Source organism: Enterococcus sp. AAFC-DPL-5182, assembly GCF_058216605.1.
In genome coordinates, this window is sequence record NZ_CM177101.1 from 2,371,348 (window position 1) to 2,396,997 (window position 25,650).

The following is a 25,650-nucleotide window of genomic DNA, read 5'->3' on the forward strand; positions in this document are numbered from 1 at the left end:
CCTTCATTATTCTGCTTTTCAAATAGAAAATCACTCAGTCGTTAAATAACTAACTGAGTGATTTTATTGGTTAATTTGCTGATTTGCGTCCTTTACGTTGCGTTGCTTCCATAATAACAGGAAGAATCACTGGACGACGTTTGGTTTGTTCAAATAAGTAGCGACTCAGTTGCTCACGAATATCTTGCTTTAACTTGCTCCATTCAAAATCGCTGCTCTCAAGATGCTTTTCAACAATCTCGGTTACGATACTGCTACTTTCTTTCATCAAGTCTTTGCTTGTTTTCACATAGACAAAACCTCTTGATGTGATTTTAGCAGGTGAAACAATTCTTTTTTCGCGACGATTGATTGTGACAACTGCTACAAAAATACCATCTTCAGATAATATTCTACGATCACGAAGCACGATATTTCCGATATCTCCCACACCAATTCCATCAATCATGATGTTATCAGCAGTTGTACTGCCAGCAACATTCATTTTTTGTTTACTGTATTCAAGGATATCCCCTCGACCAGTAATGAAAATATTTTTGTATGGAATGCCTAATTCATGGGCTAAATCTGCATGGGCTGCCAATTGACGATATTCACCTTGGATCGGAACAAAATATTTTGGTTTCATTAAATTTAGCATCAACTGTAAATCATTTGGACTTGCATGACCTGAAACACGCAGATTATCAGAGATTTGTTTCACTACACCACCTGCACGGTATACAATGTCTTCTGTCTTAGCAACAGCCGTTTCCATCGCAGTCGTTGGCGTTGTGGTGATATAAACTAAATCCCCTTCTTTGATTTTAATGACACGATGTGTACCATTAGCCATTTTTTGTAATGACTTGATTGGTTCCCCCATCGTTCCTGTCTCTAAAATCACTAATTGATCAGATTGATATTTTTTCATATCTTTCACACTGATGATTAAATCTTCACTAGGTAATTTTAATTTGTCCAATTTGATGGCAGTGTTGATGATTCGTTGGAAATCCTGCCCAGTTAAAACAATTTTACGGTCGGATTTGTGGGCAGCATCTAAAACTTGCTGTACACGTTGTAAATTACTCGCCACACAAGCTACGATAATGCGGCCTTCCCAATAACGGATTGTATCAAAAACTTCATCTGCAATCTGAAGTTCAGAAACGATTTGAGTTGGGTTTTCTGCATTAGAAGAGTCACTCAGCAACGCTAAAACTCCTTCATTGCCGATTTCAGCTAAACGACCAAAATCTGTTTGATACATTGGAATCGCACTTTGGTCAAACTTGAAATCTCCTGTGTAGACGATGTTACCTTCTTTAGTTTTTAAATTGATTCCAATAGAATCTGGAATCGTGTGTGTTGTTCGGAAGAAGCTGATTGTTGCATGTGCAAAATCAATTTCTGTATGGGCATCAACCACATGGAAATCATTAAAATCTTTAGAATCTGCATGATCTCCTACGTTTAATTTTGCTAACTCAACGGTTAATTCCGTTCCGAATACTGGTACATGAACTTTAGATAAAAGATATGGTAACGCTCCGATTGCATCGGCATGACCATGTGTTAAGAAAATCCCTGCGACACGATCGATATTTTCCACCAAATACGTAAAATCGGGAATGACCACATCAATTCCTAATAGCTCATTTTCTGGATATTTTAATCCACAATCCAGTACAAAAATTTCATCTTCCACTTCTGCGATGTACATATTTTTACCATTTTCACGAACGCCGCCTAATGGAACGATTTTTATTGTACTCACTCATTTCACCTCTCTATATTCTCATACTGAATCAAAGATCCAGTATGCTTAAAATTTTCGCCTTTTCTTCAGAAGTACATGGTACAAGAGGTAAACGTAAATCACCAACGGAAATACCCATTTGATTCAATACAGCTTTTACGGGAGCCGGAGATGGCACTGAGAACAATGCATTCATCTTAGGTAATAACTGACGCTGGATGCTTGCAGCTTTTTTAATTTCTCCTTGATCCAACGCTTGAAACATGTCATACATTTCCGTTCCAAAAACATGGCTGGCAACTGACATTACACCTTGTCCGCCCAAAGCTTTGTTTGAAAAAGCTAAGGAGTCTTCCCCAGTATACACTAAAAAGTCTTTTGGCGCCTTTTCTATCAACTCGGTCAATGCATCTAAACCGAAACATTCTTTGACTGCAATGATATTATCCAATTCTGCTAAGCGCAAAGTCGTTGCTACATCAAGACTTGCCACCGTTCTCCCTGGAACGTTATATAAAATGATGGGCAAATCACTCGCCTCAGCAATTGCTTTAAAATGTTGATATAATCCTTCTTGGTTTGGTTTATTATAATACGGAACGACAGCCAAACCAGCATCAATACCTCTAATTGCAGATATTTCTTGCACAAATTCAACAGAATCCCGTGTATCATTGGTTCCCACACCACAAATGATTGGAACTCGACCATCAACCAAACGAATTACTTCATTAAACAAATCGATTTCTTCATCATGTGTTAACGTTGGTGATTCCCCTGTTGTTCCTGCTAAAATAATACCTTCTGTATGGTGATCAAGCAAGTGATTCACTAATTGGGGCAGCTTAGCAAAATCAATTGCCCCACTTTCGTCAAAAGGTGTAACCATTGCTGTAATGATTGTTGCATTTTTTAAATTCATACTTACTACCTCCTAATTTAAAAGCGTAGTAGGCTCGTTTAGACTCGTAGAAAAAGTTGCTTATGGTTTTTTTACCACAAGCAGATTTTATCTTTTTCATAGAGTCTACTAGCCTACAAAGCTAAACAAACATTTAAACTCTTACCAAATCCATCTCATGTAATGTTTCCGCAATTTGAACTGAATTCCAGGCAGCACCTTTTAATAGATTATCCGAAACAACCCACATATGGTAGCCTTTCTCAATATCAATATCTTGACGAATTCTTCCAACAAATGTTTCTTTACGATCAATACTTGTTAAAGCTTGCGGGTAAAGTTGCTTACTTGGATCGTCTTGTAAAACAACACCTGGCGCATTAGCAATCAATTCTTTGATTTTGCTCACATCAGAACCTTCTTCTTTAACTTCGATATAAATCGATTCAGAATGACCAGATAAAACAGGAATCCGAACACAGGTTGCAACCACTTTGATGCTGTCATCTTCCATGATTTTCTTCGTTTCGTTGATCATCTTCCATTCCTCATAAGTATAATCAGCGTCCGCAAAGACATCGATCTGAGGTAATGCGTTGAATGCGATTGGATAGTGTTTTTTATCGCCACCAGCTGGTAAAATAGCCGCTTCTAATTGATCCGCAGGCGTACCATTGATATACGCTAATGCTTGTGATTTTAGCTCCTCCATTGCATTGATCCCTGCTCCACTAACTGCCTGATAAGTTGAAACAATCAAACGGTCTAAACCATATGCCTGTCTGATAGGTTCAAGTGCTACCATCATTTGAATCGTCGAACAATTCGGATTGGCAATGATTCCTTTATGACGTTTTAACGCTTTCGGATTGACTTCTGGCACTACTAAAGGTACTTCTGGATCCATTCTGTAGTGACTTGTATTATCAACAACGACAGCTCCGCGTTTCACTGCTTCTGGTGCAAATTGTTTTGAGATATTGCCTCCTGCACTAAATAATGCAATATCCACGTCTGTAAATGATTCAGGTACTAACTCTTCGATTACAAGGGTTTGCCCCTTAAACGTTACTTCTTTTCCCGCAGAACGTTTTGAAGCTAAAAGTTTTACCTGATTCATCGGTAATGATGATTCTTCCAACATTTGGATCATTTTGGTACCCACAGCACCAGTTGCGCCTACCACGGCAACATTGTACATTTTTTTCATACTTATTGATCTCCTCTCAAATTCCTGAAGAAAGTTGCTTTTTCTATTTTACCATAATATTGACTTTTACTACATAGGAAGTAAAATGATTTTGCTTTAATTTTGTCAAAAAAGAAAAAGAAAATTCGGAATACTAACCGTTCAAATCATTTTTTAATGACGTTCTTATGATTCGTGCAACATAGTCGACTAATTATTTTTGCAGATTTATACTGTTTTAGCACCACATTTTTGAGAGGATGATTAGATGTATACTGTAGCGGATTATTTATTAGACCGTTTAAAAGAATTGGGTATCGATGAAATATTCGGCGTTCCTGGTGATTATAACCTACAATTTTTAGACCACATAACCGCAAGACAAGATCTTGAATGGATCGGCAATGCGAATGAGTTGAATGCAGCTTATATGGCAGATGGCTATGCTAGAACAAAAGGGATTTCAGCGTTTGTCACAACGTTTGGGGTTGGCGAATTAAGTGCTATCAATGGTTTAGCAGGAAGCTTTGCAGAAAATGTGCCTGTTGTTGAAATTGTGGGTTCACCAACAACGACCGTTCAGAATGATAAGAAACTTGTCCACCACACATTAGGCGACGGCAACTTTCTACACTTTGAAAAAATGCATAAAGAAGTAACAGCGGCTATTGCTCATCTAACAGCAGAAAATGCTTTAACTGAAATCGATCGTGTACTCACTATTGCTATGATTGAAAAACGTCCTGTTTATATTAATTTACCGATTGATGTTGCAGATTTCAAAGTGACTCCTCCTCTAAGCCCGTTGAGTCAATCAGTGGAAAAACTAACGGATGTTGAAACAGCTATTTTAGATAAAGTCGAAAAAGCATTATCTCAAGCAAAAAATCCAGTTGTGATTGCTGGTCATGAGATTTTAAGTTACCATATTGAACATCAATTGGATGAATTTATCCAAAAATTTAATCTGCCAATCACAACTTTACCGCTTGGAAAAAGCGCATTTAATGAAGAAGACCCACATTATTTAGGCACTTACTCAGGTTCCACAACGGAAGAACCACTAAAAAATCGTGTTGATACAGCAGATTTGGTTTTACTATTAGGTGCTAAGTTGACAGATTCTGCTACGTCTGGCTTTAGTTTTGGCTTTACAGATCAACAAATTATTTCGATTGGCAGCACTGAAGTTTTGTTTTATGGCGAAACATTTGAAGCAGTACAATTAGATCGTTTTGTTTCGGCTTTGACAACTCTTTCTTTTTGTAGGTATGAAGATGAAATACAACCAGTAACTCGAATCTCAAGTCAAGCAATCAAAGATGAGAAACTATCACAAAAACAATTTTGGGAAATGGTAGAAACATTCCTTATTCCAGGCGATACTGTCATTGGCGAACAAGGCACCTCTTTCTTTGGCTTAACAAATGTTGCGTTAAAAAGAAATATGCATTTTATCGGCCAGCCTTTATGGGGCTCGATTGGCTACACATTCCCTTCTGCATTAGGGAGTCAACTTGCCAATCAAGCGAGTCGGCATCTTTTGTTTATTGGAGATGGATCCTTGCAACTGACTGTGCAGGAATTAGGGACTGCTTTAAGAGAAAAACTGACCCCAATTGTTTTTGTTATCAACAATAATGGTTATACAGTAGAACGAGAAATCCATGGCGCAACAGAACAATACAATGATATTCCGATGTGGGATTATCAAAACTTACCCTTAGTATTTGGTGGAAATGACCAAACCGTTGCAACCTACAAAGTCACTACAACAATCGAGTTAGATGAAGTCATGAAGACAGCTAGAAAAGATACAAAACGATTACAATGGATCGAAGTTGTAATGGACCAAGAAGATGCACCTGAGTTATTGAAAAAACTAGCGAAAATTTTTGCAAAACAAAATTCTTAGAACAACCGTTGATAAGACGGAATCTATTGACTTTCTATACTATTTTGTTATAGTTAAAAGCGACATTTACTTAATTTGAAGGAGTGAATAATATGGCACGTGTTGAAAGTTTTGAATTAGATCATAATACAGTTAAAGCCCCTTATGTTCGTTTAGCGGGTACTGAAAAAAATGGTGAGGCCCTGATCGAAAAATACGATCTACGTTTTTTACAACCAAATGAAGACGAATTACCAACAGCAGCAGTTCATACATTGGAACATTTATTAGCAGTGAATTTGCGCGATCACTTAGAAGGCATCATCGATATCTCTCCAATGGGTTGTCGAACTGGTTTTTACATGATTATGTGGAATGAACATTCTCCAAAAGAAATTCGCGATGCTTTGGTTAAAGTATTGAACTTTATCGCTGAGACAGATTTCGTTCCTGCTGTTTCTGCTAAAGAGTGTGGAAACTATAAAGACCATTCTTTATTTTCTGCACAAGAATATGCGAAGATTGTTTTAGAAAAAGGAATCAGTTTAGATCCTTTTGAGCGCGTTTTATAAAATATTAAAAAGGTCAACCCCGTATCATTCAGGTTTGACCTTTTTCTTTATCCTAAAGCTACATCTAAAATCATCATAATAATAAAACCTAGCATCACACCGAATACCGCAAAATGACGCTTACTCGTCACTGTTTGTTGCGCTTCTGGAATCAATTCTTCAACGACTACATAAATCATTGCTCCAGCTGCAAATGCTAACGCATACGGCAATAATAACGTTACTTTCGTTACTAAAACCGCGCCAATGATTCCTGCAATTGGTTCCACAATTCCCGAAGCTTGACCATAAATAAACGCTTTCTTACGACTCAAATTTTCTTGTCTCAACGGTATCGAAACCGCCGCACCTTCTGGAAAGTTTTGAATACCGATTCCCAATGCCACTGAAATTGCTGCTAACACCGCTTTTTTAGGATCATCTGCCGAATTAGCTGCCCCAAATGCCACACCTACAGCCAATCCCTCTGGAATATTATGCAACGTAATCGAAAATACTAATAAAATCGTCCGCTTTAAATGACTAGGCAGCCCCTCTTTTTCATGATTCGGACCAAAATGCATATGCGGTAACGTTTTATCTGCGATATACAAAAATAATCCACCCAAGCCAAATCCAAAACTAACCACAAGCCAAGCAATACTACCATTTTCTTCTGCCTGCTTGATCGCTGGATCTAACAATGACCAAAAACTTGCAGCAATCATCACACCAGCAGCAAAGCCTAACATCATATTCAAAATATCTTTTTTGATTTCCTTAAAAAAGAAGACCAAGCCCGCGCCCAAAGCTGTCATAAAATATGTGAATCCTGTCCCCACTAATGCTTGTTGCCAAGCCTCTAAAGATAACAGCCAATCAATTATTATGAACACCCCATCTTTCCCGTTTTTTTTTCTTAACTTAACTTTATCATATCACCGATTTTATGACCACGCTAAAAATGAAAAATGCTTTCATTTGGTACAAAAATCTAGAAAGAGTATACTTTAGATAGACATAAACAAAGAAATGGAGTGAGCAAAATGTCCGAAACAATCAATGCTGCTGTTGCAATGATCAAAGTCTTAGAAAGTTGGGACATCGATCATATCTACGGAATCCCAGGAGGTTCCTTCAACTCCACAATGGATGCCTTATACCAAGAAAAAGATAGGATCCATTACATTCAAGTCCGCCATGAAGAAGTTGGGGCATTAGCTGCCGCCGCAGATGCTAAATTGACTGGAAAAATTGGGGTGGCTTTTGGTTCTGCAGGACCTGGTGCTACTCATTTGATCAACGGGTTATACGATGCGCAGATGGATCATGTCCCTGTTTTAGCGCTTTTAGGTCAAGTCGCTTCAAGCTCTATGAATTACAATTCCTTCCAAGAATTAAATGAAAACCCTATGTTTGCAGATGTCAGCGTGTATAATCGAACTGTTATGACCCCAGAAAGTTTGCCTCATGTTGTGGATGAAGCCATTAAAGCCGCATATAAGCATAATGGCGTTGCCGTTGTAACGATTCCTGTTGATTTTGGTACCAAAGAAATTCCTGTTCAAGAGGTTTCAACCGCAAAAAATCATCGAACAGCTTTAGTTATGCCACACTATAATGACTTAAAAAAGGCTGTTTCTTTGATCGAAGCTGCTGAAAAGCCCGTTCTTTATATTGGACAAGGAACTCGTGGTGCTTGGCCAGAAATCAGCGCTTTTTCTGAACACTTTTCAATGCCGATCATTTCGGCTGTCTTAGGTAAAGGCATTGTTCCAGATGTGTATGAAAACTTCCTCGGTTTTGCTGCTCGTGTGGCGACTAAACCTGCAAACGAAGCATTAGCTGAAACAGATTTGATTGTATTTGCCGGTAGTGATTTCCCTTTTGCTGCTTATTTCTTTAACCCTGATGCTAAATTTATCCAAATCGACATTGATTCAACAAAATTAGGGCGACGACATAAAACAGATATTGCGATTTTAGGTGATGCCGGGGAAGCATTAAAACGAATGGTTGAACTAGGTGAATCACGCCCAGGAGATCGCTGGCTAAAAGCCAATCAAAAAAACAAAGAAAACTGGGTTGCTTGGTTAAGAAGTTTCGATGATAAGTCAGATAAACCACTTCGTGTCGAGCCTGTTTTTAAAGAAATCCGTCGAATCGCTGATGAGGAAGCAATTTTTGTCACAGATGTTGGGAATACAACCATTCATGCGATTCGTCTGTTGGACATGAACGGCAAACAAAAATTCACGACTTCTGGTTGGTTTGCTACCATGGGCAATGCTGTTCCCGGTGGTATTGCAGCTCAGCTAAGTTATCCTGATCGGCAAGTCTTTACCTTAAGTGGCGACGGTGCTTTTGCTATGGTCATGCAAGATATCATTACCCAAGTGAAATGCAAATTACCGATCATCAATGTTGTTTTTTCAAACGACTCTTTTGGCTTCATTGAAGCAGAACAAGAAGACAGTGAGCAAAAGAAATTCGGTGTCTTTTTACAAGGAGCTGATTTCGGAAAAGTTGGTGAAGCTCTTGGTGCCAAAGGTTTTACAATTACAGAATATAGTCAATTAAAACCCGCTTTTGAAGCAGCTAAACATAGTGAACGTCCTGTAGTGATCGATGTGAAAATTAGAAATACACGTCCTTTGCCTGTTGAGGAATTGGTTTTAGACCCTGAAAAATTCAGTGAAAACGAAATCCATGAATTTAAAGAAAAATATGAAGTTCATGATATGCCTGTACTGAAAGAGTTACTGAAAAACTAAAAAAACAGCAGGTGCGATTTTTACGCATCTGCTGTTTTCATATTTTATTTATCATGTTTATGGAATTTTTCTTTGATATCTTCAAAGCCTTCTTTGATTTTGTCGCCTAATTTTTCAGCGCCTTCTTTGATATCATCACCGGCATCACGAGCTTTATCTTTTACATCGCCAAAAGCTGATTGTGCTTTGCCTTCAAGTTCTTTGCCTTTATCATCTGTTACTTTACCTTGAACTTCTTTAGCTGTTCCTTCAACTTTGTCTTTTGCATCATTTATGCGTCCATTTAAATCTGCCATGTGAAAATCCCTCCTAGTTAATTTATAGTACATAACTAGCATAGCATCCTTTTTAACTTGCTACAAACGATTCGCATTGTTTTTTATAAGATGCTTATTCAGCATCACTCAACCATTGTTTGGCCTGATTGATTTCGTCCATCGTGATTTGATGACCTGAATGAGTTTTTGTAATTGTAACTGCCGCTTGACGATTTTCTAATTGTTGAATCAGCTGATTTGAAGCTTCCTTTGAAACAATAGGATCATTTTCACTCGCAGACAACCATAGTCCCTTATCAGAAAGCGGGAAATTTTGGGTATCGACACCTAAAGACATTGGATGAAACAAAATAGCATGCTTGATAGCGATCTTACGTTCCAATAACATGTGTGCCGCAATATTAGCACCATTCGAATACCCAACAACGACCCACTCTTCTAACGGTATGCCCTTTTCTTCGCTAACCGATGTAATCGATTGGAGCAGGCGGTCACTTTCTTCTTCTAGACTAACTAGATCAAATTGATTCAACCCATTTCGCTTAAAAAAGCGATTCATCCCAGATTCTTGAATTGTTCCGCGAAACGAAAGTAACGTAGCCTCTTCGTCCAAGAAACGAGCGATGTCGAGCAATGATGTTTCGTCTCCTCCAGTACCATGAAGTAATAGTAATTTTTTGCCCTGCGGCTTCCCTTTTTCAAATATGTAATGCATATTTCAGCACAACCTTTCACTTTTTAAGATAATGAATCACTCAACAACTTACTTTTAGTAAGTTTGTTTCATTCTAACATTTCTTCTTTTATTTGTCATCTGCTCAAGATTTTATAATCGATCCCAAAAATCAGCAAGTTCATACGCTTTTTTCGAAACAGATTCTTTTAGCTGAATCGGTTCTATCTTCAAAATCGCTTGTCCAAAACGAAGTAAGTAATTGGCAATAAATTCTTCTTCATTAAAATGATAGCTCCCCGTAATAACATAATCGTTTTCACTTGCTTCAATCTTCATTGATGGATAGTTTTCTTTAAAAAATAGATCTTTGCCTTTTTCGGTCACTTTGATAGAAAACAAAAGTAAATCCTCACCTTGATAAAATGTTTCTGTTTTTTGCAGTAACAGTTCCAGAGACAGAGATTCTTCATCGTTTTCTTCTTCTAAAGCTTTGATTTTATCACAACGAATCACTCGGATTTTTTTAGTTTCAACATTCCAAATTCTAGCATACCATTGCCCAAATTTAGATGAAAGTTGTACAAATTGAGCTTTGATCGATAATTTTTCTTGATTTTTCATGTAGCCAATAATAAAGACTTTTTCCAGAAGAATTCCCTGAACGATTTCTTTTAAATGCAGACTAACATTGCTATGGTTGACTTCTTCAAGTGTAATGATCTTCCTCATGATTGAAAGTTGTTGCTGCAGCTTCTCGGGTAATACGTGATTGTATTTTAATTCTAGGGTACTACTTTCCATGTTGAATGGCGTAGATCGATAGCCTTTAAGCGTCAACAAAGCAAAATAAAGTGCATAAATTTCACCTTCTGTAAATAAACTAGGAGCGACTATCCGTGTATCCAATAATTGATATTTTCCATATCTTCCAAGTTCCGAATAAAGTGGCAAACCAATCTCTTCAAGGGACTGTATATCCCGCAACGCTGTGCTTTTTGAGATGTTGTATCGTTCCATCAATTCTTTTAAATTAAAGCTACTTTTATCTGCTAAAAAAAGAATCATATCGTTAATGCGTTCTGCTTTTTTCATAAGCCCTCCTAAAAGTATCATGTTTCGACACCTTTAAGCAGTATACTAAACTTGTTAAAAGAATAAAAGAAAAGAGGAATTTGTATGACTTTAGAAATTGCTATATTTTTATCAATGAGTGGACGTGCTGGGGAAGCTCTAGCTTTTTATAAGAAGCATCTAGGTGCTGAAGAATTACTCGTGGTGACGTATGAGGATATGGCCAAAAGAGATAACAGTTTTCAATTAACTGAAGACAATAAACAGTTTATCTCCCATTCTGTTTTACAAATTGGTAAGACTAAACTAATGATTGCAGAAGATTCAATGGACCCTAGTCAAACATTCAGTATAGGGAATAACTTCTCTTTATGTATTCAGAGTGCCGATCTAGCTGAAATCCAAACGTTCTATTCTAATCTAACGTCAGACGATCGTGTGAGAATTATTGTCCCGTTGGAGCAAAATGTGTTTAGCGGCGCTTATGGAATTATTGAAGATCCTTTTGGTGTACAAATTCAGTTGATGTATGATCCGCGTTTAAAATAGATCTTGACTTTATTTTCTAATTATAAACAAGTTTAATTAGCTATACGTATCTGAAACTAAATAGAGCCCGGGACAAAACTAAAAATCAGTTTTGTTTCGGGCATTAAATACGAATAAACGGCGAGAAAAAAGTAACTCCTTCGGAAATAAGCTTTTATCTCGACCTCCTATTTTTAAGAATATTTTAGTTCTTTTTTAGCTAATGCCAGACAACCAATTGTTCCTGGGTCATCTTCTAATTCAGGTGTCACAATATACTGCTCTAATGGTGGTGTTTGTACATAACCATTGATCAGTTTATTAAATTCATGATGGACTTTTGCTAGCATATGGCGCTGTTTCATCACACCACCACCCAAAATAATGACATCTGGCGAAAGCATTAATGTCGTGTTATATGCTGCTTGCGCAATATAATATGCTTCAACCGGCCAAAAAGGATCTTCTTCTGTTAATTCCTGTCCCTTTTTCCCAGCTCTTTTTTCAATTGCAGGACCTGCCGCCATTCCTTCTAAACAATCACTATGAAACGGACAACTTCCTTCAAATTGGTCATCCTGGTGACGTTTCACGATCATATGCCCCATTTCTGGATGACTAAATCCTTCGATAAAATGTCCATCTTGGATAGCTCCTGCACCGACACCTGTGCCAATCGTATAATAAACACAACTAGATAAATCTTTCCCACTGCCAGCAACATATTCTCCATATGCCGCAGCATTGACATCTGTTGTAAAAGCGATTGGAAGGTCAAATTCCTTTTTCATCGTTCCTACAAAATCAAAATTCTGCCAAGCCAATTTTGGTGTAGAGGTGATGTATCCGTATGTCCCTGAGTCTTTCTGAATATCAATTGGTCCAAACGAGCCAATTCCAATTGCTTTTAGATTATACTTCTTAAAAAAATCGATGACTAACGCCATTGTTTCTTCAGGTGTTGTCGTCGGAAAACTAACTCTTTCAATAATTTCCAGCTTGTCATTTCCAACACCACATACAAATTTTGTCCCGCCTGCTTCAATACTGCCTAAAAATTTTTCTGTCATCGTTGTCACTCCTCAGCTTATTTTCTCCATCAATCCATGAGTTCTATGATTGGTTATTTAATTTTGTAGATTGTTCGACTATGATATGGCGTCTCTGGATATAAAACAATATCACCAAACCCTTCAAATTCAACAGCTCCAGGACTGACTTGTGTTTCCAATGTAAGAGCGCCATGATTAACCATTTTTTTCCCCCGTACTTCTGGGCCTTCCTCACCAAACTGCGCTGTAAAAATCACCACTGCTGGACGATCCGTGTACATCTCTACTGAAAGATCTTTTTCTGGTGCTACAATGATTGCTTGAGGTGTATCAAAACCAACTTGGTTCAAAATAAATGGATGATCCAATCCATTTACCAATTTATTTTGCTCATAACTTGCCTCAAATACTTGATTCACACTCTTAGGTTGGCTAAAATCAAAAGGTGTCTCCACAACTGAGCGTAATTCACCAGTAACTGTTGTGTCATTATCAACTACAGCAAATCGGTCAGCATCAACAAACAACTCATGTTTTCCAACTGATTGAGTTACATCTCCTGTCAAATTAAAATAAACATGATTCGTTGGATTGTATAGTGTTGGTTGATCTGTTTCCGCTTGGTAATCGATGATCCATTCATTTGTATTTGTTAACGAATAGATGACACGTGCTTTTAATTCTCCTGGAAAACCATTTTCCCCATCAGGGCTCACATAAGAAAACGCTACAGAAACTTGACCACTTTTTTCTTCTATCTCTGCTTCCCAGATCTTTGCTTCAAAACTTTTTGCCCCGCCATGCAACGTATGTCCATTTTCAGAAGCAACTGGCAATTGATGATTCTTGCCGTCTATTGAAAATAAACCTTGTTTAATTCTACCAGCAACACGTCCAATCGTTGCGCCAAAATACATATCTTTAGCTAGATATTCTTCTGCAGAATCAAAACCTAAAACAATATTCCGCTCTTCGCCTTTAACAGGTACGATCAAATCAACAATTCTAGCACCTAAATTTGTGACATTCATCGTTAAACCATTATCGTTAGTAAGCGAATACAAAATAGCGGATTCTCCAAATTTTTGTTTACTGATTTTCAATACTTTCATCTCTCTTCCATTTGAAATCGATTGTTCAACTGAGGTAACTAAAGCTATTCTATCATCTTTCTTAGCATTTTTTTCTCCAAATTTCATTTTAAACCACTTTTGTTTATAGTTACAACTTTTTTGTCAAGTTGCACTTAAAGTAAACAAGTCTCTCCGAAATTCCCTACGATGCAAACGGCTTTCAGAACATACAAAAATAAGACCCAACTCATAAATGAGCTGGGTCTTATTATAACCATTGCTGTTTGAATTAAGCTTCTGGGTTGGCGTTGGCATCTTTGATACCATACTTTTTGTTGAAACGGTCCACACGTCCGTCTGCTTGTGTAAATTTTTGACGTCCAGTGTAAAATGGATGAGAGTCAGATGTAACTTCGACACGAATCACAGGATAAGTGTTTCCGTCTTCCCATTCAACTGTTTCGTCAGAGTGCTTAGTAGAACCTGACAAGAATTTAAAACCAGTTGTTGAGTCCATAAAAATAACTGGGTGATATTCTGGATGGATATCTTGTTTCATAGTCTTTTCGCTCCTTTGCCCTGATCCATTTGCTGTATCAGAGTTTATTTGTCGGTATACAACAGTACTATAATAGCATGATTCGTTTATCGATGCAATTATCTTTTAATATTTTTTTTCGCTTGTTTGCCAAAAGAGACATCGTGGAATTCTTCAAAGAATTTCTGATTGTTTTTCGTTTTACGTAAAAATTTAACGAATTGTTCTGTATACTCTAAAGAATCCCCTGTCATATGATTACGCAGCTTCCATGTTTCTTCTAGCTGTTCGCTTGACATTAATAAGTCTTCTTTACGAGTACCTGATTTCTTGATATCGATCGCAGGGAAAATACGACGATCTGCCAAATCACGAGATAAGTGTAGTTCCATATTCCCAGTTCCTTTGAATTCTTCAAAGATAACATCGTCCATTCGACTACCTGTATCTACTAAAGCCGTGGCAAGAATCGTCAAACTGCCGCCCTCTTCAATATTTCGAGCAGCACCAAAGAAACGTTTTGGCTTATAAAATGCTGCAGGATCGATCCCACCACTCAATGTCCGTCCACTTGCTGGAATCACTAGGTTATAAGCACGAGCTAAACGTGTAATACTGTCCATTAAAATAACGACATCGCGCTTATCTTCAACTAAACGCATCGCGCGTTCTAAGACTAATTCAGAAACACGTGTATGATTTTGCGGCTGTTGATCGAATGTTGAAGAAACGACATCGCCTTTAACACTTCGTTCTAAATCGGTAACTTCTTCTGGTCGTTCATCGATCAAGAGCAAAATCAATTCCACATCTGGATAGTTTTCTGAGATTCCGTTAGCAATTTCTTTTAATACACTTGTCTTCCCTGCTTTAGGAGGTGCAACGATTAAGCCTCGTTGACCAAAACCAACAGGAGAAAAGATATCGATCATGCGTGTTGACATTCTACCAGGAGTTGTTTCTAATTTGATTTGTTTTTCGGGGTAAAGCGGTGTTAATGCTGGAAAATGAGGACGTTCTTTTGCTTCTTCCGGATCTTTCCCGTTGACACTTTCAACATGCATCAAACCGTAATAACGTTCTGACTCTTTAGGAGGGCGCGCTTTTCCAGCAACTTTATCGCCGTTTCTTAAGCCAAATCGACGGATTTGTGAAGAAGAGATATAAATATCTTCAGCGCTAGGTCCATAATTGATTGGACGTAAAAAACCATAACCGTCTTGAGAAACAATATCTAAAATTCCTTCCATGAAGAAAAATCCTTGTTTCTCTGCTTGTGCTCTGATAACAGCTAAAGATAACTCTTTTTTATTCATTTGACTATAATAAGGGATCTTGAACTCTTTAGCATAAGAATAAATATCCTTTAATGTACTATTTTCAAGCTCCGCCATTGTTAAATAGTCACTCATTTAGCCACCTCGATTTCTTCTTCGGTCTCAATCATTTGGATATCAGCACCAAGTGCCGTTAATTTTTCAATAATGTGATCATAACCACGTAAAATGTATTCTACGTTATAAATTGTTGTGGTACCTGTTGCCATCAACCCTGCTATCACTAAACAAGCACCTGCTCGAAGGTCTGATGCTACAACTTCGGCACCATGTAACTGCGTAGGTCCATTGATTACGATCATATTGCCTTCAATCGAAGCGTCTGCACCCATTCGCACTAATTCTGGAATATGTTTAGTCCGTTGTGCGTAGATACTGTCAATAACCTCACCTGTCCCTTTGGCTTTTAACATCAAAGGTGTAATCGGTTGTTGCAAATCAGTCGCAAAGCCTGGGTATGGATATGTTTTAACAGTGGTCATTTTTAAATCATGAGAAGGATGAACTTCGATCATATCTTCTTCGATCGTCATTTTCACGCCCATCTCTTGTAATTTGGCAATGAAGCTTTCTAGGTGTTCATAAATCACATTACGAACTTTCACTCCTTCACCCATCGCAGCAGCTAAAGCCAGATATGTCCCTGCTTCGATTCGATCAGGAATGATTGAATGACGGCAACCATGTAATTTTTCAACGCCTTCGATTCTAATAATATCCGTTCCTGCACCACGAATATTTGCGCCCATATTATTTAATAGCGTGGCAACATCGATGATTTCTGGTTCACGAGCAGCATTTTCAATAATCGTTTTACCCTCTGCTTTAACAGCGGCTAACATCACATTGATCGTCGCCCCAATCGAAACCATATCCATAAATATTCTCGTTCCGTGAAGACCATCTTCAGTTCTTAAATACATTGCACCATGTTCATTGGTTACTTTAGCACCAAGCGCTTCAAAACCTTTGATATGAAGATCGATAGGACGAGGACCTAAATAACAGCCCCCAGGGAGTCCAACGACACCTTCTCCAAACTTCCCTAATAATGAACCCATAAAATAGTAGGATGCGCGCAAGCTATTGATTTTGCCTTTAGGCATTGGAACAGAAACAATTTCTGTTGGATCTATGACTAGTGTATTGTCAGTAAAGGTTGTTTTAGCACCCATGATTTCCAAAATTTCAATTAATGAATGGACATCTTGAATATCAGGGACACCATCTAAAGTTACTGGTGAATCCGCTAAAATAGCTGCTGGAATCAGTGCAACTGCACTATTTTTAGCCCCGCTGATCGATACTTCTCCTGTTAATGGACGATTACCATTGATTACGATTTTTTTCATTTATTATTCTCACCTATCTATGTAAAACAAATAGTTTTATTTTTTTTTATAATATACCCAAACTATTCTAACACATTAAAGAGCAATAAAAAAGCCAACAGCCATTCCCTTTCGCTATTTTTCGTCATTTAGTTGATTTTTGCTCAGTTTTAAACAAAATTTTTATACAATGGCTCTTTTTAAAAATAAAAAAACTGAGACTACAGCAAATCTGTAATCTCAGTTTTTACTTGATATAAAAATCAATTATGCTTTGTTAGCAGAACCGAACCATTCGATACGTTGTTCAACTAATTCAGTAACAGCTTTTGTTCCTGGTGCTAATAATTTACGAGGGTCAAAACCTTTACCTTCAAGATCTTTACCTTCTTCAATGTATTTACGAGTTGCTGCTGCAAATACTTCTTGACACTCAGTATTAACGTTGATTTTAGAAACACCCATAGAGATTGCTTTTTGAACTTGCTCTAAAGGAATACCTGAACCACCGTGTAATACTAATGGAATGTCACCAACAGCGTCAGCAATTTCTTGTAAGTGGTCAAATGCTAAACCAGTCCAGTTTTCTGGGTATGAACCGTGGATGTTACCGATTCCGCATGCTAGGTAATCAATACCTGTAGCAACCATTTGTACACATTCTTGTACGTCAGCTAACTCGCCAGAACCGATGATTCCGTCTTCTTCGCCGCCGATTGAACCAACTTCACATTCTACAGAAACGCCTTTAGCGTGTGCTTTGGCAACAACATCTTTTGCTTTTTCGATGTTTTCTTCAAATGGTAAGTGAGATCCGTCAAACATAACTGAAGTATAACCAATTTCGATACATTCTAATGCATCTTCATATTCACCGTGATCTAAGTGAAGAGCAACTGGTACAGTAATGCCCATTGAATCGATCAAGTCTTTAACTAAATCGTAACATACTTGGTATCCGCCCATGTATTTAGCCGCACCCATAGAAGTTTGGATCAAAACTGGCGCTTTTTTAGCTTCTGCAGCTTCAAGAATCGCTTTTGTCCATTCTAGGTTGTTTGTGTTGAATCCTCCGACACCGTAGCCGCCTTTGCGTGCTGCTTTAAGAAATTCAGTTCCTGATACTAATGGCATAATAAAATTCCTCCTAAGTTTTAAAAAAACTTTATTTGTTAAGGCTATCCTTAACCAACAGTTATATTTTAGCAGACTTTTTAGTACTTTTCTACTAAAATTGCCTTTTTCAGAAAACTTTTGTCCAGACTTTCACAAAACTGTAGACACTTGCTGCTTTTTGTCCAAAAAAAGAGCGAAACAGTACTAGATACTGGCTTCACTCTACTAAACATTATAATGATAAACGAATCAAAACAACCAAAATAGTTATGATGCTGATAAATCCCATTAAGCTAAACGCTGTCCATTTCATTTGCTTTGACAACTCAGCTTTTTCCTTCCCAACTAATAAACTACGATAAAAAAATAAACAAAATAGAAATCCAGGAATATTCAATGTCAATAATTGCTGAACCATATTGAATTTCAAATAGAAACCTAACAAAGAATTTCGATATTCGCACGAATCACCAACGATGTATAAGCCAAAGAGCTGAAAAATCATTAACAAAACGACAATGCTTGTTAACGCCAAACTCGGAATACTCGTAAAAATAGTAATAAGTGAAATCTGTTTAACTGTTGCTAAAATCAAACTATAGCAACCAAACAGCAACGGAACAGCCAACCAATAACCAAACAATATTCGCTTCATTTTAACTGGATGCAAAAATAGTGTCATTAAATGCCCTCCTCAAATTCTTTATTTAAATAAGTAACATATTTTCGATAAATCAAGTCCATCAATACACTTAATCCTACTAGTGATTGTGCTATATGCTCTTTTCCAGAAACTGTAAATGGTGTTGAGTAATAAAAGTATGCATATTGAGCATGTTCTGCAAAAAAATTATGTGAAAAAGCTGTAATTGCTGCAATAGGAATTTTTCGAGCATTTAAAGATAGGATATTTTCTTTGACATCATCCGTTTCTCCACTTAAAGATACAAATAAAACGATATCTTCTTTTGTGATCATTGACATGCTGATATCCAATTCTGTTTTTACTGGAATTATAATGGAGCGTTTGTCGCAAACCATCAGCATTTTAGAAAACTCTTCGATTACTTTTCTTTGTGAGTAGCCAGTCGCATAGCAGTAAACAGTATTGGCTTGTTGGAGCGCTTTACTCAATGACGTAAAATCTGTTTGTTGTGCCAATTTGACTGTGTTTTCAATATCTTTTGTTTGTAGAGAGATTAAATCTGTTCCTGTTGTTCCAATGTTGTTTTGCTTAGATTGTCGCATAAAGTACTTAAATTCTGAATAACCAGAAAAACCCAACTTTTTAGTTAAACGTAAAATAGAGGATTTTGAGCTGTGGACTTTTTCACCCAACTCAACGATACTTAGACGCATACTCTCTTGTTCATTTTCTAAAATGTAGCCCAGAATAGCCCAGTCCATTTCACTTAATTGTTTTTGGTGTTTGTGCATCAATGTTTCTAAATTCATATTCGATCCCTCTTTTCCTTAGTTTTACTCCCTTAGTATAAAGGATGAAAAATCAAAACGATACTAAGGGAATTTTCTAAGGAAAACGACACTGAATCATGCCTATGACAGCTTAGGCCAAAACTCTTTATTGGCTTCTACTAAATCATCTAGAATTTCTTGTGCGATCCGAGCATTTGGAACAATTCTTGACAACATTAGTGCTTGCCATAATTTTTGGTATGAACCTTCTGTCCACGCTTCAACTACCAATTTTTCAACAGCAACTTGTTGTTCCATCAGTCCTTTTTGGAAACGAGGGATTTTCCCTTGAACAATGGGTTCTGGTCCGTTACTGCCAACAATACAAGGAACTTCCACCATTGCCGTTTCATCAAAATTGACTATGGCTCCTTGATTTTCAACGATCAACAACATTCTTTCGTGCGTATTATAGGCGATAGCTCTGGCTAGATCTACAATATAAGATGCATGCTCATCCACTTCTAAGGTTGTTCCTTCAGCGGTCCCAGCTTGGGTAATGCGATTGCATTCACCAAAAACATGTTTTTCACGGCCAGCCATTACTTCATTAGCCCTTGTGTATTCTGGATTGGCATGTGCTACTTCGTCTTGGGGATAGAAATAATATTTTAAATACGTATTTGGCAATGTAGTCGGGTCAACGGCATAGACTTCTTTAGCCTTAGCAAAAGTATGCATCCAACTGGCATCGGTATGTTGAGATTCTTCTACTTCTTCTTTCAATGAATAGCCATACTCTTTTACATGTTCTTTGATTTTCGGCATTAGATCATTGCCCTCTTTATCTCGAATATCAGTCCACCAACCAAAGTGATTCAACCCATAATAGCGAACAACCATCTCTTTTCTTGAAGTTAAACCGATTGATTTCGCCATTCTTTCTTCAATCCCAACTGGCATGTCACAAATGTTGATGATTTTACTTTCAGGTCGTAACTTTCGAGTTGCTTCAGCTACGATTGCAGCTGGATTAGAATAGTTTAGCATCCAAGCTTCGGGTGAGTATTTTTCCATATAATCGATCAATTCCAACACGCCGCCAATCGAGCGCATCCCATAAGCTATTCCGCCAGGTCCACAAGTTTCTTGACCGATAACACCATATTTTAAAGGGATTTTCTCATCTTTTTCTCGCATTGCATAAAGCCCGACACGAATGTGAGCCATCACAAAGTCAACATCTGTAAAAGCAGTTTTTGGATCTGTTGTTGCGAGAAATTCAATTTCTGGTGCTTGTTCTTTAATGATGATTTCACAAGCATCCGCAATTTGTTTTTGCCTCTGCAGATTATTATCATAAAATTTGATTTGTCTAATTGGTAATTTTTCTAGATTATCTAATAACATCAAAACGATTCCTGGGGTAAACGTACTTCCTCCCCCTGCAATTACGATTGAAAATTTCTTCATTTCTTCCAGCTCCTTGTCTTCTATTCGTTTGGTTGTGTTTCATTTCCTAACGCTAATAAGTTTTCAAATTGCTCCCTCACCTGAGGAACATCTAAACCGACGATCACTTGAAATGCTGTACCGCTTCTAACTACACCATGAGCTCCACCTTCTTTAAAGACACTATCAGGTAAAACTATGCCTTCATCCTTCACAGTAATCCTCAAGCGAGTGGCGCAATTATTCACTTTTTCAATGTTATCACTACCGCCAAAAGCTTCTAAATAAATAGCAGCTTGTTCTGTATACTGATTCGCACCAGCAATAGCAACATCACCCAAAGTTCCTGCTTTTTTCGCTTCTTTATACTCTTTTTTACTATATAATTTAACTTCTTGCTCTTCTTCTCTTCCAGGCGTAGCAAAATTAAATTTCAAAATCAATGCCCGAAAAACGATAAAATAAATCAAGGTAAATGATAGACCTATCAGCAATTGGGTAAAAATCATCCCTTTATGATTAGCAAACAACGGAATCCAGTTCTTCGCTAATAAATCGATAAACCCGCCTCCCATATCTCCAACTACGCCGAAGAAAAACATCGTTGCAGCCATTGTTGCAGCTAACACAGCATGTAAAACAAATAACGGTGGTGCTACAAATAGGAAGGTAAATTCTAATGGTTCCGTTATACCAGCCAACACAGCTGTTAAGGTCACAGGGATCAAAATCGCTAATACTTTTTTCCGCTTATCAGGTTTTGCTGTGAAGTAAAAGGCTGCTGCAATTCCTGGTGAGGCAAAGATTTTCGAATTACCGTGTAACGCAAAACCGCCTTGTGGGAATAATTGTTTGAGTGGTGTTGTGGTTTGCGCATATTCATTCAAGTGAGCCATCCAGTATTTGGTAATACCATTTTCAACAACAGCTGGACCAAAGACAAACGGCGTATAAATGAAATGATGTAGTCCTGTAGGAATCAAAATTCTTTCTAAAAAAGTATATAACCAAACGCCAAAAGTTCCCGCACTTGCCAAGAAAGTCTGCATCGATCCGATTCCCATTTGAATTTTCGGCCAAATGAGACAAATTAGAAAAGCAATCGGCAACATTGCGAAAAATCCTAAAATCGCAATCAATGAAGAACCTTGAAAAATCCCTAAGAAATCTGGCAATTTGGTATCAAAGTAACGATTATGCAACCAAACTACGATTGCCGAAATAAAAATCGCTCCAATAATTCCAGTATCCAATGTTTTGATACCAGCGATCATTTTCATGCCGCTATCTCCGCCGACTTCTTGGGTAAAATCAACACCAAAGAATGAACCAAAATAGTCCAACATGCTGCTAATAAAATAATTACACGTCAGATAAATGACAAATGCTTCCATTGCTGCTCGAGCATTGGCTTTTTTAGCCAAACCAATCGGTAAACCAATAACAAATAATAATTCCATTTGATTGAATACCGTCCAAGCCCCACTTTCTAAAACAGACCAAATCCCATACCAAACGGTTCCTTCATTTGCAATACTTCCGACGATCATCGGATTTTTGAAAATGATCGCCAGCGCTACCATAATACCCGAAAAAGAAAATAATAATACCGGAGTGAACATTGCTCCTCCAAACCGCTGCACTTTTTCCATCACTAGTGAAACACCCTCCTTCTGTGTATTTGTTTTACACGTTATTTATACCACCCCGAGAATGCGCTTTCAATCCTTATCAAACCTTTTGGGAAGCTAGTTAGTAACAAGAGAAAAAGTGTCAACCAGTGGGAAAATTACCAAAAAAAAACAAAAATGATCACACAACAAAAAAAGTTTCATAAAACGTCTGACAAATACTAGACATCTTATGAAACTTGATATACGTTTACTTTCTCTTATGCTTTTTCAATTCAGGAAAACTTCCTGTACTTTTAAAAATCCGTTGTTCATCTTCATTGGCAAATCGGCCCAATACAGAGTGTGTAGGGATAATATTCATAAAGGCATTCTCATCTACGGCATAAACGATTTGCTCCAAATCATACAATTCATAGCGTGTGATCACCATCATGATCATTCGTCCTTCAACACCAGAATAACCTCCCATTGACGGAAGCAACGTCATTCCTCGAATCATCTGTTTTGAAATTGCTTGTGTCACAATTTCTGGTTGAACTGTTACGATCATCGCCGTTATCTTTTGATGGCTTGTATGAATCGTATCAACCACTTGGGTCATACAGTAAATTGAAATAATCGTATATAGCGCACTTTCCCAATCAAACACAAATCCTGCGATTGCCACAATGATACCATTTAACATAAACATATAATTGCCAACCGTTTTACCAGTTGTTTTCGATAACACCAATGAAATAACATCCATTCCACCAGTAGTAAATCCCATTTTAAGTGACAATCCCGCACCGATTCCAATCAATACACCACCAGCGATTGCATTCATCAAAGGATTGGTTGTAATGACTTCGATCGGAATCAAAATCGTCGTTAAGGAAACCCAAGCTACATTTAAAAAGCTGTAAATCGTTGATTCTTTCCCAAGCTTCATAAAACCTAAAACAAAAATCGGAATATTTAGTAACAAAATAAAAAGACCCGTATCTATCGTGATCCCTAGATGTGTATGCAATAACGTTGCGATAATTTGCGCAACTCCATTCATTCCAGCAGAAAAAACTTTTGCAGGAATCAAAAAAAAGTTCAAGCTGATTGCTACTAAAATTCCGGTAACAAAAATCACAGCAAACTTTTTCAATGTCTCACTTTTTTTATATGAAATAACCCACTTACTCATCCAAAACCTCCCAATCTTCTGAAAAGCTATAGCTATTCTTTCCAGACTTATGCTTTAATTTCTAACATAAGATCCCACGCATTAGAATAACAGGTTGCTCAATAAAAGAAAAGAAAAAAAGATGAAAATGAGGATTATTTTATTCTTGCGAACGTCTCCTTTAGTCCGCCTATAGCTCTTGACTTACCTCTCTTGTCAAAAATGCTTTTTATACTTGTTTCTTCCCCATTTAATGGTACTATAAAAGTAAGAAATAATGAGAGGAGATACGCAAATGGCGGCAAAAGAAGCAAGTTTTGATGTAACATCAGAAATGAATATGGAAGAAGTCAAAAACTCGATCCAAATCGCAATGAAAGAAATCAAAAATCGTTTTGACTTTAAAGGATCGATCGCAGATATAAAGTTAGAAAACAATAAATTAGTTGTGGTCGCAGAAGATGATTATAAAATCGAGCAAGTAAAAGACGTCTTGTTCAGTAAGTTAGTCAAACGCGCAGTACCTATCAAAAATATTCACTTTTCAACAAGTGAAAAAGCTCTTGGAGGAGCTTCACGTCAATACGGTGATTTGATTAGCGGAATCGACAAAGACAATGCTAAAAAGATCAATGTTGCAATCAAAAATTCTGGTATTAAAGTCAAATCACAGATTCAAGAAGATCAAATCAGAGTCACTGGCAAAAGTCGAGATGACTTGCAAAAAGTAATTGCTTTGCTTAGAAATTTAGACTTACCTGTAGAGTTGCAATTTACAAATTTCCGTTAATACAAAAGCATAATGGGCCGAAAGAAACTCTTTTCCTAGCTCATTATGCTTTTTACTTTCGTTTATTCACTCAAAAAATCAGACAATAACTGAGCGTTTTTTCCACTATTCAGACCAACGATCAATCTAATTCGCGCTTTAGGTCCATTAAGTCCTCTAGAAAAAATGATTCCCATTTTCTTTAAGTTAACGCCGCCACCCTCGTAATCATAAATATCTTCGGCGATTCCATTGGAGCAGCGGGAAACTAAAACAATCGGGATTTTTCTAGCTAAAAGCCTTTTTAGCGCAGGCAATGTTTCAGGCGGAAGATTACCTGCACCTAAAGCCTCTATCACAATACCATCTGTTTGATCATTATCTACTAGATCAAACAAACTTCCATCCATGCCAGCATAAGCTTTGATCACGTAGACTTCTCCACTGACATTTTGAATATCACAAACTTCTTGCGGGCGCACTTCACTAGCGAAAAAAGTACGTTCTTTAGAAACCATACCGATAGGACCAAATGTCGGTGTCCGAAATGTCGCAACATTTGTCGTATGAGTTTTTGTCACATAGCGCGCTGTATGAATTTCATCATTCATCACAACAAGCACACCTCTCCCATATGATTCATCTGAACTGGCTGTCCAAACTGCACTGATGAAATTGTATAAGCCATCTGTCCCAATTTCATTACTTGAACGCATAGCTCCTGTTAATACAACAGGAATTTTATGTTCCAATGTAATATCTAAAAAATAAGCCGTTTCTTCTAATGTATCTGTTCCATGAGTGATCACCACACCATCGATTTTTTCAGTATATGCTTTTTGGATGCGTTGTTTCAGCTCCAGCATTCTTTCTAAAGTCATGTGAGGAGACGGAATATTAAAAATCGGCTCTACAACTAAATTGACTTTTCCAGCTAACAACTCTTCTTGGTTAAGTAATGGATTCGTATGATTCGTTGTCACATTACCATCTGCTTCTTTTGACATCGATATTGTGCCGCCTGTATGTAATACTAAGATTGTTTTCATTTTTAGTCTCCCTATCATTTCATTTATTTAGATAACTCTTCGCTCAAAAAAGAGCCGATAATTGCTGCTTCGGCTTTTTATAGTTTCTCAAATTAATTGTCCACTTGTTGCTATACTAATACTT

General features: G+C 37.4%; 24 protein-coding genes. 5 read left to right on the top strand and 19 right to left on the bottom strand.

The annotated features are described in order from the left end of the window. Positions 1-70 precede the first annotated feature (70 nt). The 3 genes from AC4BB7_RS11085 to AC4BB7_RS11095 all read right to left on the bottom strand — a co-directional run bounded on the left by AC4BB7_RS11085 (position 71) and on the right by AC4BB7_RS11095 (position 3,852). Positions 71-1,759: a ribonuclease J gene (locus AC4BB7_RS11085; RefSeq protein ID WP_086313553.1), complete on the bottom strand. Its 1,689-nt coding sequence runs from the start codon at positions 1,757-1,759 to the stop codon at positions 71-73. A 31-nt stretch (positions 1,760-1,790) separates the two neighbouring features. Continuing rightward, entirely contained in the window at positions 1,791-2,663 is an 873-nt protein-coding gene (gene dapA / locus AC4BB7_RS11090; protein WP_490483052.1) for a 4-hydroxy-tetrahydrodipicolinate synthase, read from the bottom strand. Between the two features lie 133 nt (positions 2,664-2,796). Continuing rightward, positions 2,797-3,852, bottom strand: coding sequence for an aspartate-semialdehyde dehydrogenase (locus tag AC4BB7_RS11095; RefSeq protein WP_490483053.1), 1,056 nt, complete (start codon positions 3,850-3,852; stop codon positions 2,797-2,799). Between the two features lie 247 nt (positions 3,853-4,099). Between AC4BB7_RS11095 and AC4BB7_RS11100 the strand changes: the two genes are divergently transcribed. Together AC4BB7_RS11100 and AC4BB7_RS11105 are read left to right on the top strand one after the other, a co-directional pair. Then, the gene (locus AC4BB7_RS11100) at positions 4,100-5,746 is read left to right on the top strand and encodes an alpha-keto acid decarboxylase family protein (RefSeq protein ID WP_086313556.1); all 1,647 of its coding nucleotides are present in this window, start codon (positions 4,100-4,102) and stop codon (positions 5,744-5,746) included. Positions 5,747-5,838: 92 nt separating this feature from the next. Beyond that, on the top strand, positions 5,839-6,297 hold the full coding sequence (locus AC4BB7_RS11105; protein WP_010771832.1) for an S-ribosylhomocysteine lyase: 459 nt from the start codon (positions 5,839-5,841) through the stop codon (positions 6,295-6,297). A gap of 47 nt (positions 6,298-6,344) precedes the next feature. Here AC4BB7_RS11105 and AC4BB7_RS11110 read toward each other — a convergent pair whose 3' ends face one another. Continuing rightward, positions 6,345-7,163 carry a ZIP family metal transporter gene (locus tag AC4BB7_RS11110; RefSeq protein ID WP_086314313.1) on the bottom strand — a complete coding sequence of 273 codons (819 nt, stop codon included), beginning with the start codon at positions 7,161-7,163 and terminating at the stop codon, positions 6,345-6,347. A 159-nt stretch (positions 7,164-7,322) separates the two neighbouring features. Between AC4BB7_RS11110 and spxB the strand changes: the two genes are divergently transcribed. Next, complete coding sequence (spxB, locus tag AC4BB7_RS11115) at positions 7,323-9,050, top strand: pyruvate oxidase (RefSeq protein ID WP_490483054.1); 1,728 nt, start codon at positions 7,323-7,325, stop codon at positions 9,048-9,050. Positions 9,051-9,094: 44 nt separating this feature from the next. Here spxB and AC4BB7_RS11120 read toward each other — a convergent pair whose 3' ends face one another. The 3 genes from AC4BB7_RS11120 to AC4BB7_RS11130 all read right to left on the bottom strand — a co-directional run bounded on the left by AC4BB7_RS11120 (position 9,095) and on the right by AC4BB7_RS11130 (position 11,096). Continuing rightward, positions 9,095-9,346, bottom strand: coding sequence for a CsbD family protein (locus AC4BB7_RS11120; RefSeq protein WP_490483055.1), 252 nt, complete (start codon positions 9,344-9,346; stop codon positions 9,095-9,097). A gap of 94 nt (positions 9,347-9,440) precedes the next feature. Further along, on the bottom strand, positions 9,441-10,043 hold the full coding sequence (locus tag AC4BB7_RS11125; RefSeq protein WP_490483056.1) for an alpha/beta hydrolase: 603 nt from the start codon (positions 10,041-10,043) through the stop codon (positions 9,441-9,443). A gap of 111 nt (positions 10,044-10,154) precedes the next feature. Further along, the gene (locus tag AC4BB7_RS11130; protein WP_490483057.1) at positions 10,155-11,096 is read right to left on the bottom strand and encodes a helix-turn-helix transcriptional regulator; all 942 of its coding nucleotides are present in this window, start codon (positions 11,094-11,096) and stop codon (positions 10,155-10,157) included. A gap of 84 nt (positions 11,097-11,180) precedes the next feature. Here AC4BB7_RS11130 and AC4BB7_RS11135 point away from each other — a divergent pair, with 84 nt between their 5' ends. Continuing rightward, a complete protein-coding gene (locus tag AC4BB7_RS11135) occupies positions 11,181-11,624 on the top strand; it encodes a VOC family protein (protein ID WP_490483058.1) in 444 nt (147 codons plus the stop codon). Positions 11,625-11,797: 173 nt separating this feature from the next. On the opposite strand, the gene scrK is transcribed toward AC4BB7_RS11135, so the two are convergent. From scrK to AC4BB7_RS11190, 11 genes are all read right to left on the bottom strand, one after another. Beyond that, positions 11,798-12,673: a fructokinase ScrK gene (gene scrK / locus AC4BB7_RS11140; RefSeq protein ID WP_490483059.1), complete on the bottom strand. Its 876-nt coding sequence runs from the start codon at positions 12,671-12,673 to the stop codon at positions 11,798-11,800. A 53-nt stretch (positions 12,674-12,726) separates the two neighbouring features. Continuing rightward, on the bottom strand, positions 12,727-13,767 hold the full coding sequence (locus AC4BB7_RS11145; RefSeq protein WP_490485142.1) for an aldose epimerase family protein: 1,041 nt from the start codon (positions 13,765-13,767) through the stop codon (positions 12,727-12,729). Positions 13,768-14,017: 250 nt separating this feature from the next. Beyond that, positions 14,018-14,287: a type B 50S ribosomal protein L31 gene (locus AC4BB7_RS11150; protein WP_025870994.1), complete on the bottom strand. Its 270-nt coding sequence runs from the start codon at positions 14,285-14,287 to the stop codon at positions 14,018-14,020. Between the two features lie 98 nt (positions 14,288-14,385). Next, on the bottom strand, positions 14,386-15,678 hold the full coding sequence (gene rho, locus AC4BB7_RS11155) for a transcription termination factor Rho (protein ID WP_490483060.1): 1,293 nt from the start codon (positions 15,676-15,678) through the stop codon (positions 14,386-14,388). After that, the gene (gene murA, locus AC4BB7_RS11160; RefSeq protein WP_086313577.1) at positions 15,675-16,955 is read right to left on the bottom strand and encodes a UDP-N-acetylglucosamine 1-carboxyvinyltransferase; all 1,281 of its coding nucleotides are present in this window, start codon (positions 16,953-16,955) and stop codon (positions 15,675-15,677) included. Before murA ends, rho begins: the two co-directional genes overlap by 4 nt. Before the next feature lie 246 nt (positions 16,956-17,201). Next, positions 17,202-18,068 (bottom strand): class II fructose-bisphosphate aldolase, encoded by an 867-nt coding sequence (locus AC4BB7_RS11165; RefSeq protein WP_010764576.1) that lies wholly within the window; start codon positions 18,066-18,068, stop codon positions 17,202-17,204. 214 nt (positions 18,069-18,282) lie between these two features. Further along, the gene (locus AC4BB7_RS11170) at positions 18,283-18,732 is read right to left on the bottom strand and encodes a hypothetical protein (protein WP_490483061.1); all 450 of its coding nucleotides are present in this window, start codon (positions 18,730-18,732) and stop codon (positions 18,283-18,285) included. Continuing rightward, the gene (locus AC4BB7_RS11175; protein ID WP_490483062.1) at positions 18,732-19,505 is read right to left on the bottom strand and encodes a MurR/RpiR family transcriptional regulator; all 774 of its coding nucleotides are present in this window, start codon (positions 19,503-19,505) and stop codon (positions 18,732-18,734) included. The genes AC4BB7_RS11170 and AC4BB7_RS11175 overlap by 1 nt, the downstream gene beginning before the upstream one ends. A 102-nt stretch (positions 19,506-19,607) precedes the next feature. Beyond that, a complete protein-coding gene (locus AC4BB7_RS11180) occupies positions 19,608-20,939 on the bottom strand; it encodes a 6-phospho-alpha-glucosidase (RefSeq protein ID WP_490483063.1) in 1,332 nt (443 codons plus the stop codon). Between the two features lie 20 nt (positions 20,940-20,959). Beyond that, entirely contained in the window at positions 20,960-22,573 is a 1,614-nt protein-coding gene (locus AC4BB7_RS11185) for an alpha-glucoside-specific PTS transporter subunit IIBC (protein ID WP_490483064.1), read from the bottom strand. Between the two features lie 226 nt (positions 22,574-22,799). Continuing rightward, positions 22,800-23,729, bottom strand: coding sequence for a YitT family protein (locus AC4BB7_RS11190; RefSeq protein ID WP_490483065.1), 930 nt, complete (start codon positions 23,727-23,729; stop codon positions 22,800-22,802). Positions 23,730-24,003: 274 nt separating this feature from the next. Here AC4BB7_RS11190 and AC4BB7_RS11195 point away from each other — a divergent pair, with 274 nt between their 5' ends. Continuing rightward, positions 24,004-24,498, top strand: a complete 495-nt coding sequence (locus AC4BB7_RS11195; RefSeq protein ID WP_086313583.1) for a YajQ family cyclic di-GMP-binding protein — start codon at positions 24,004-24,006, stop codon at positions 24,496-24,498. Between the two features lie 62 nt (positions 24,499-24,560). Here the strand turns inward: AC4BB7_RS11195 and AC4BB7_RS11200 are convergent, their stop codons facing one another. Beyond that, positions 24,561-25,526 (bottom strand): asparaginase, encoded by a 966-nt coding sequence (locus AC4BB7_RS11200; protein ID WP_490483066.1) that lies wholly within the window; start codon positions 25,524-25,526, stop codon positions 24,561-24,563. Between the last annotated feature and the right edge of the window lie 124 nt (positions 25,527-25,650).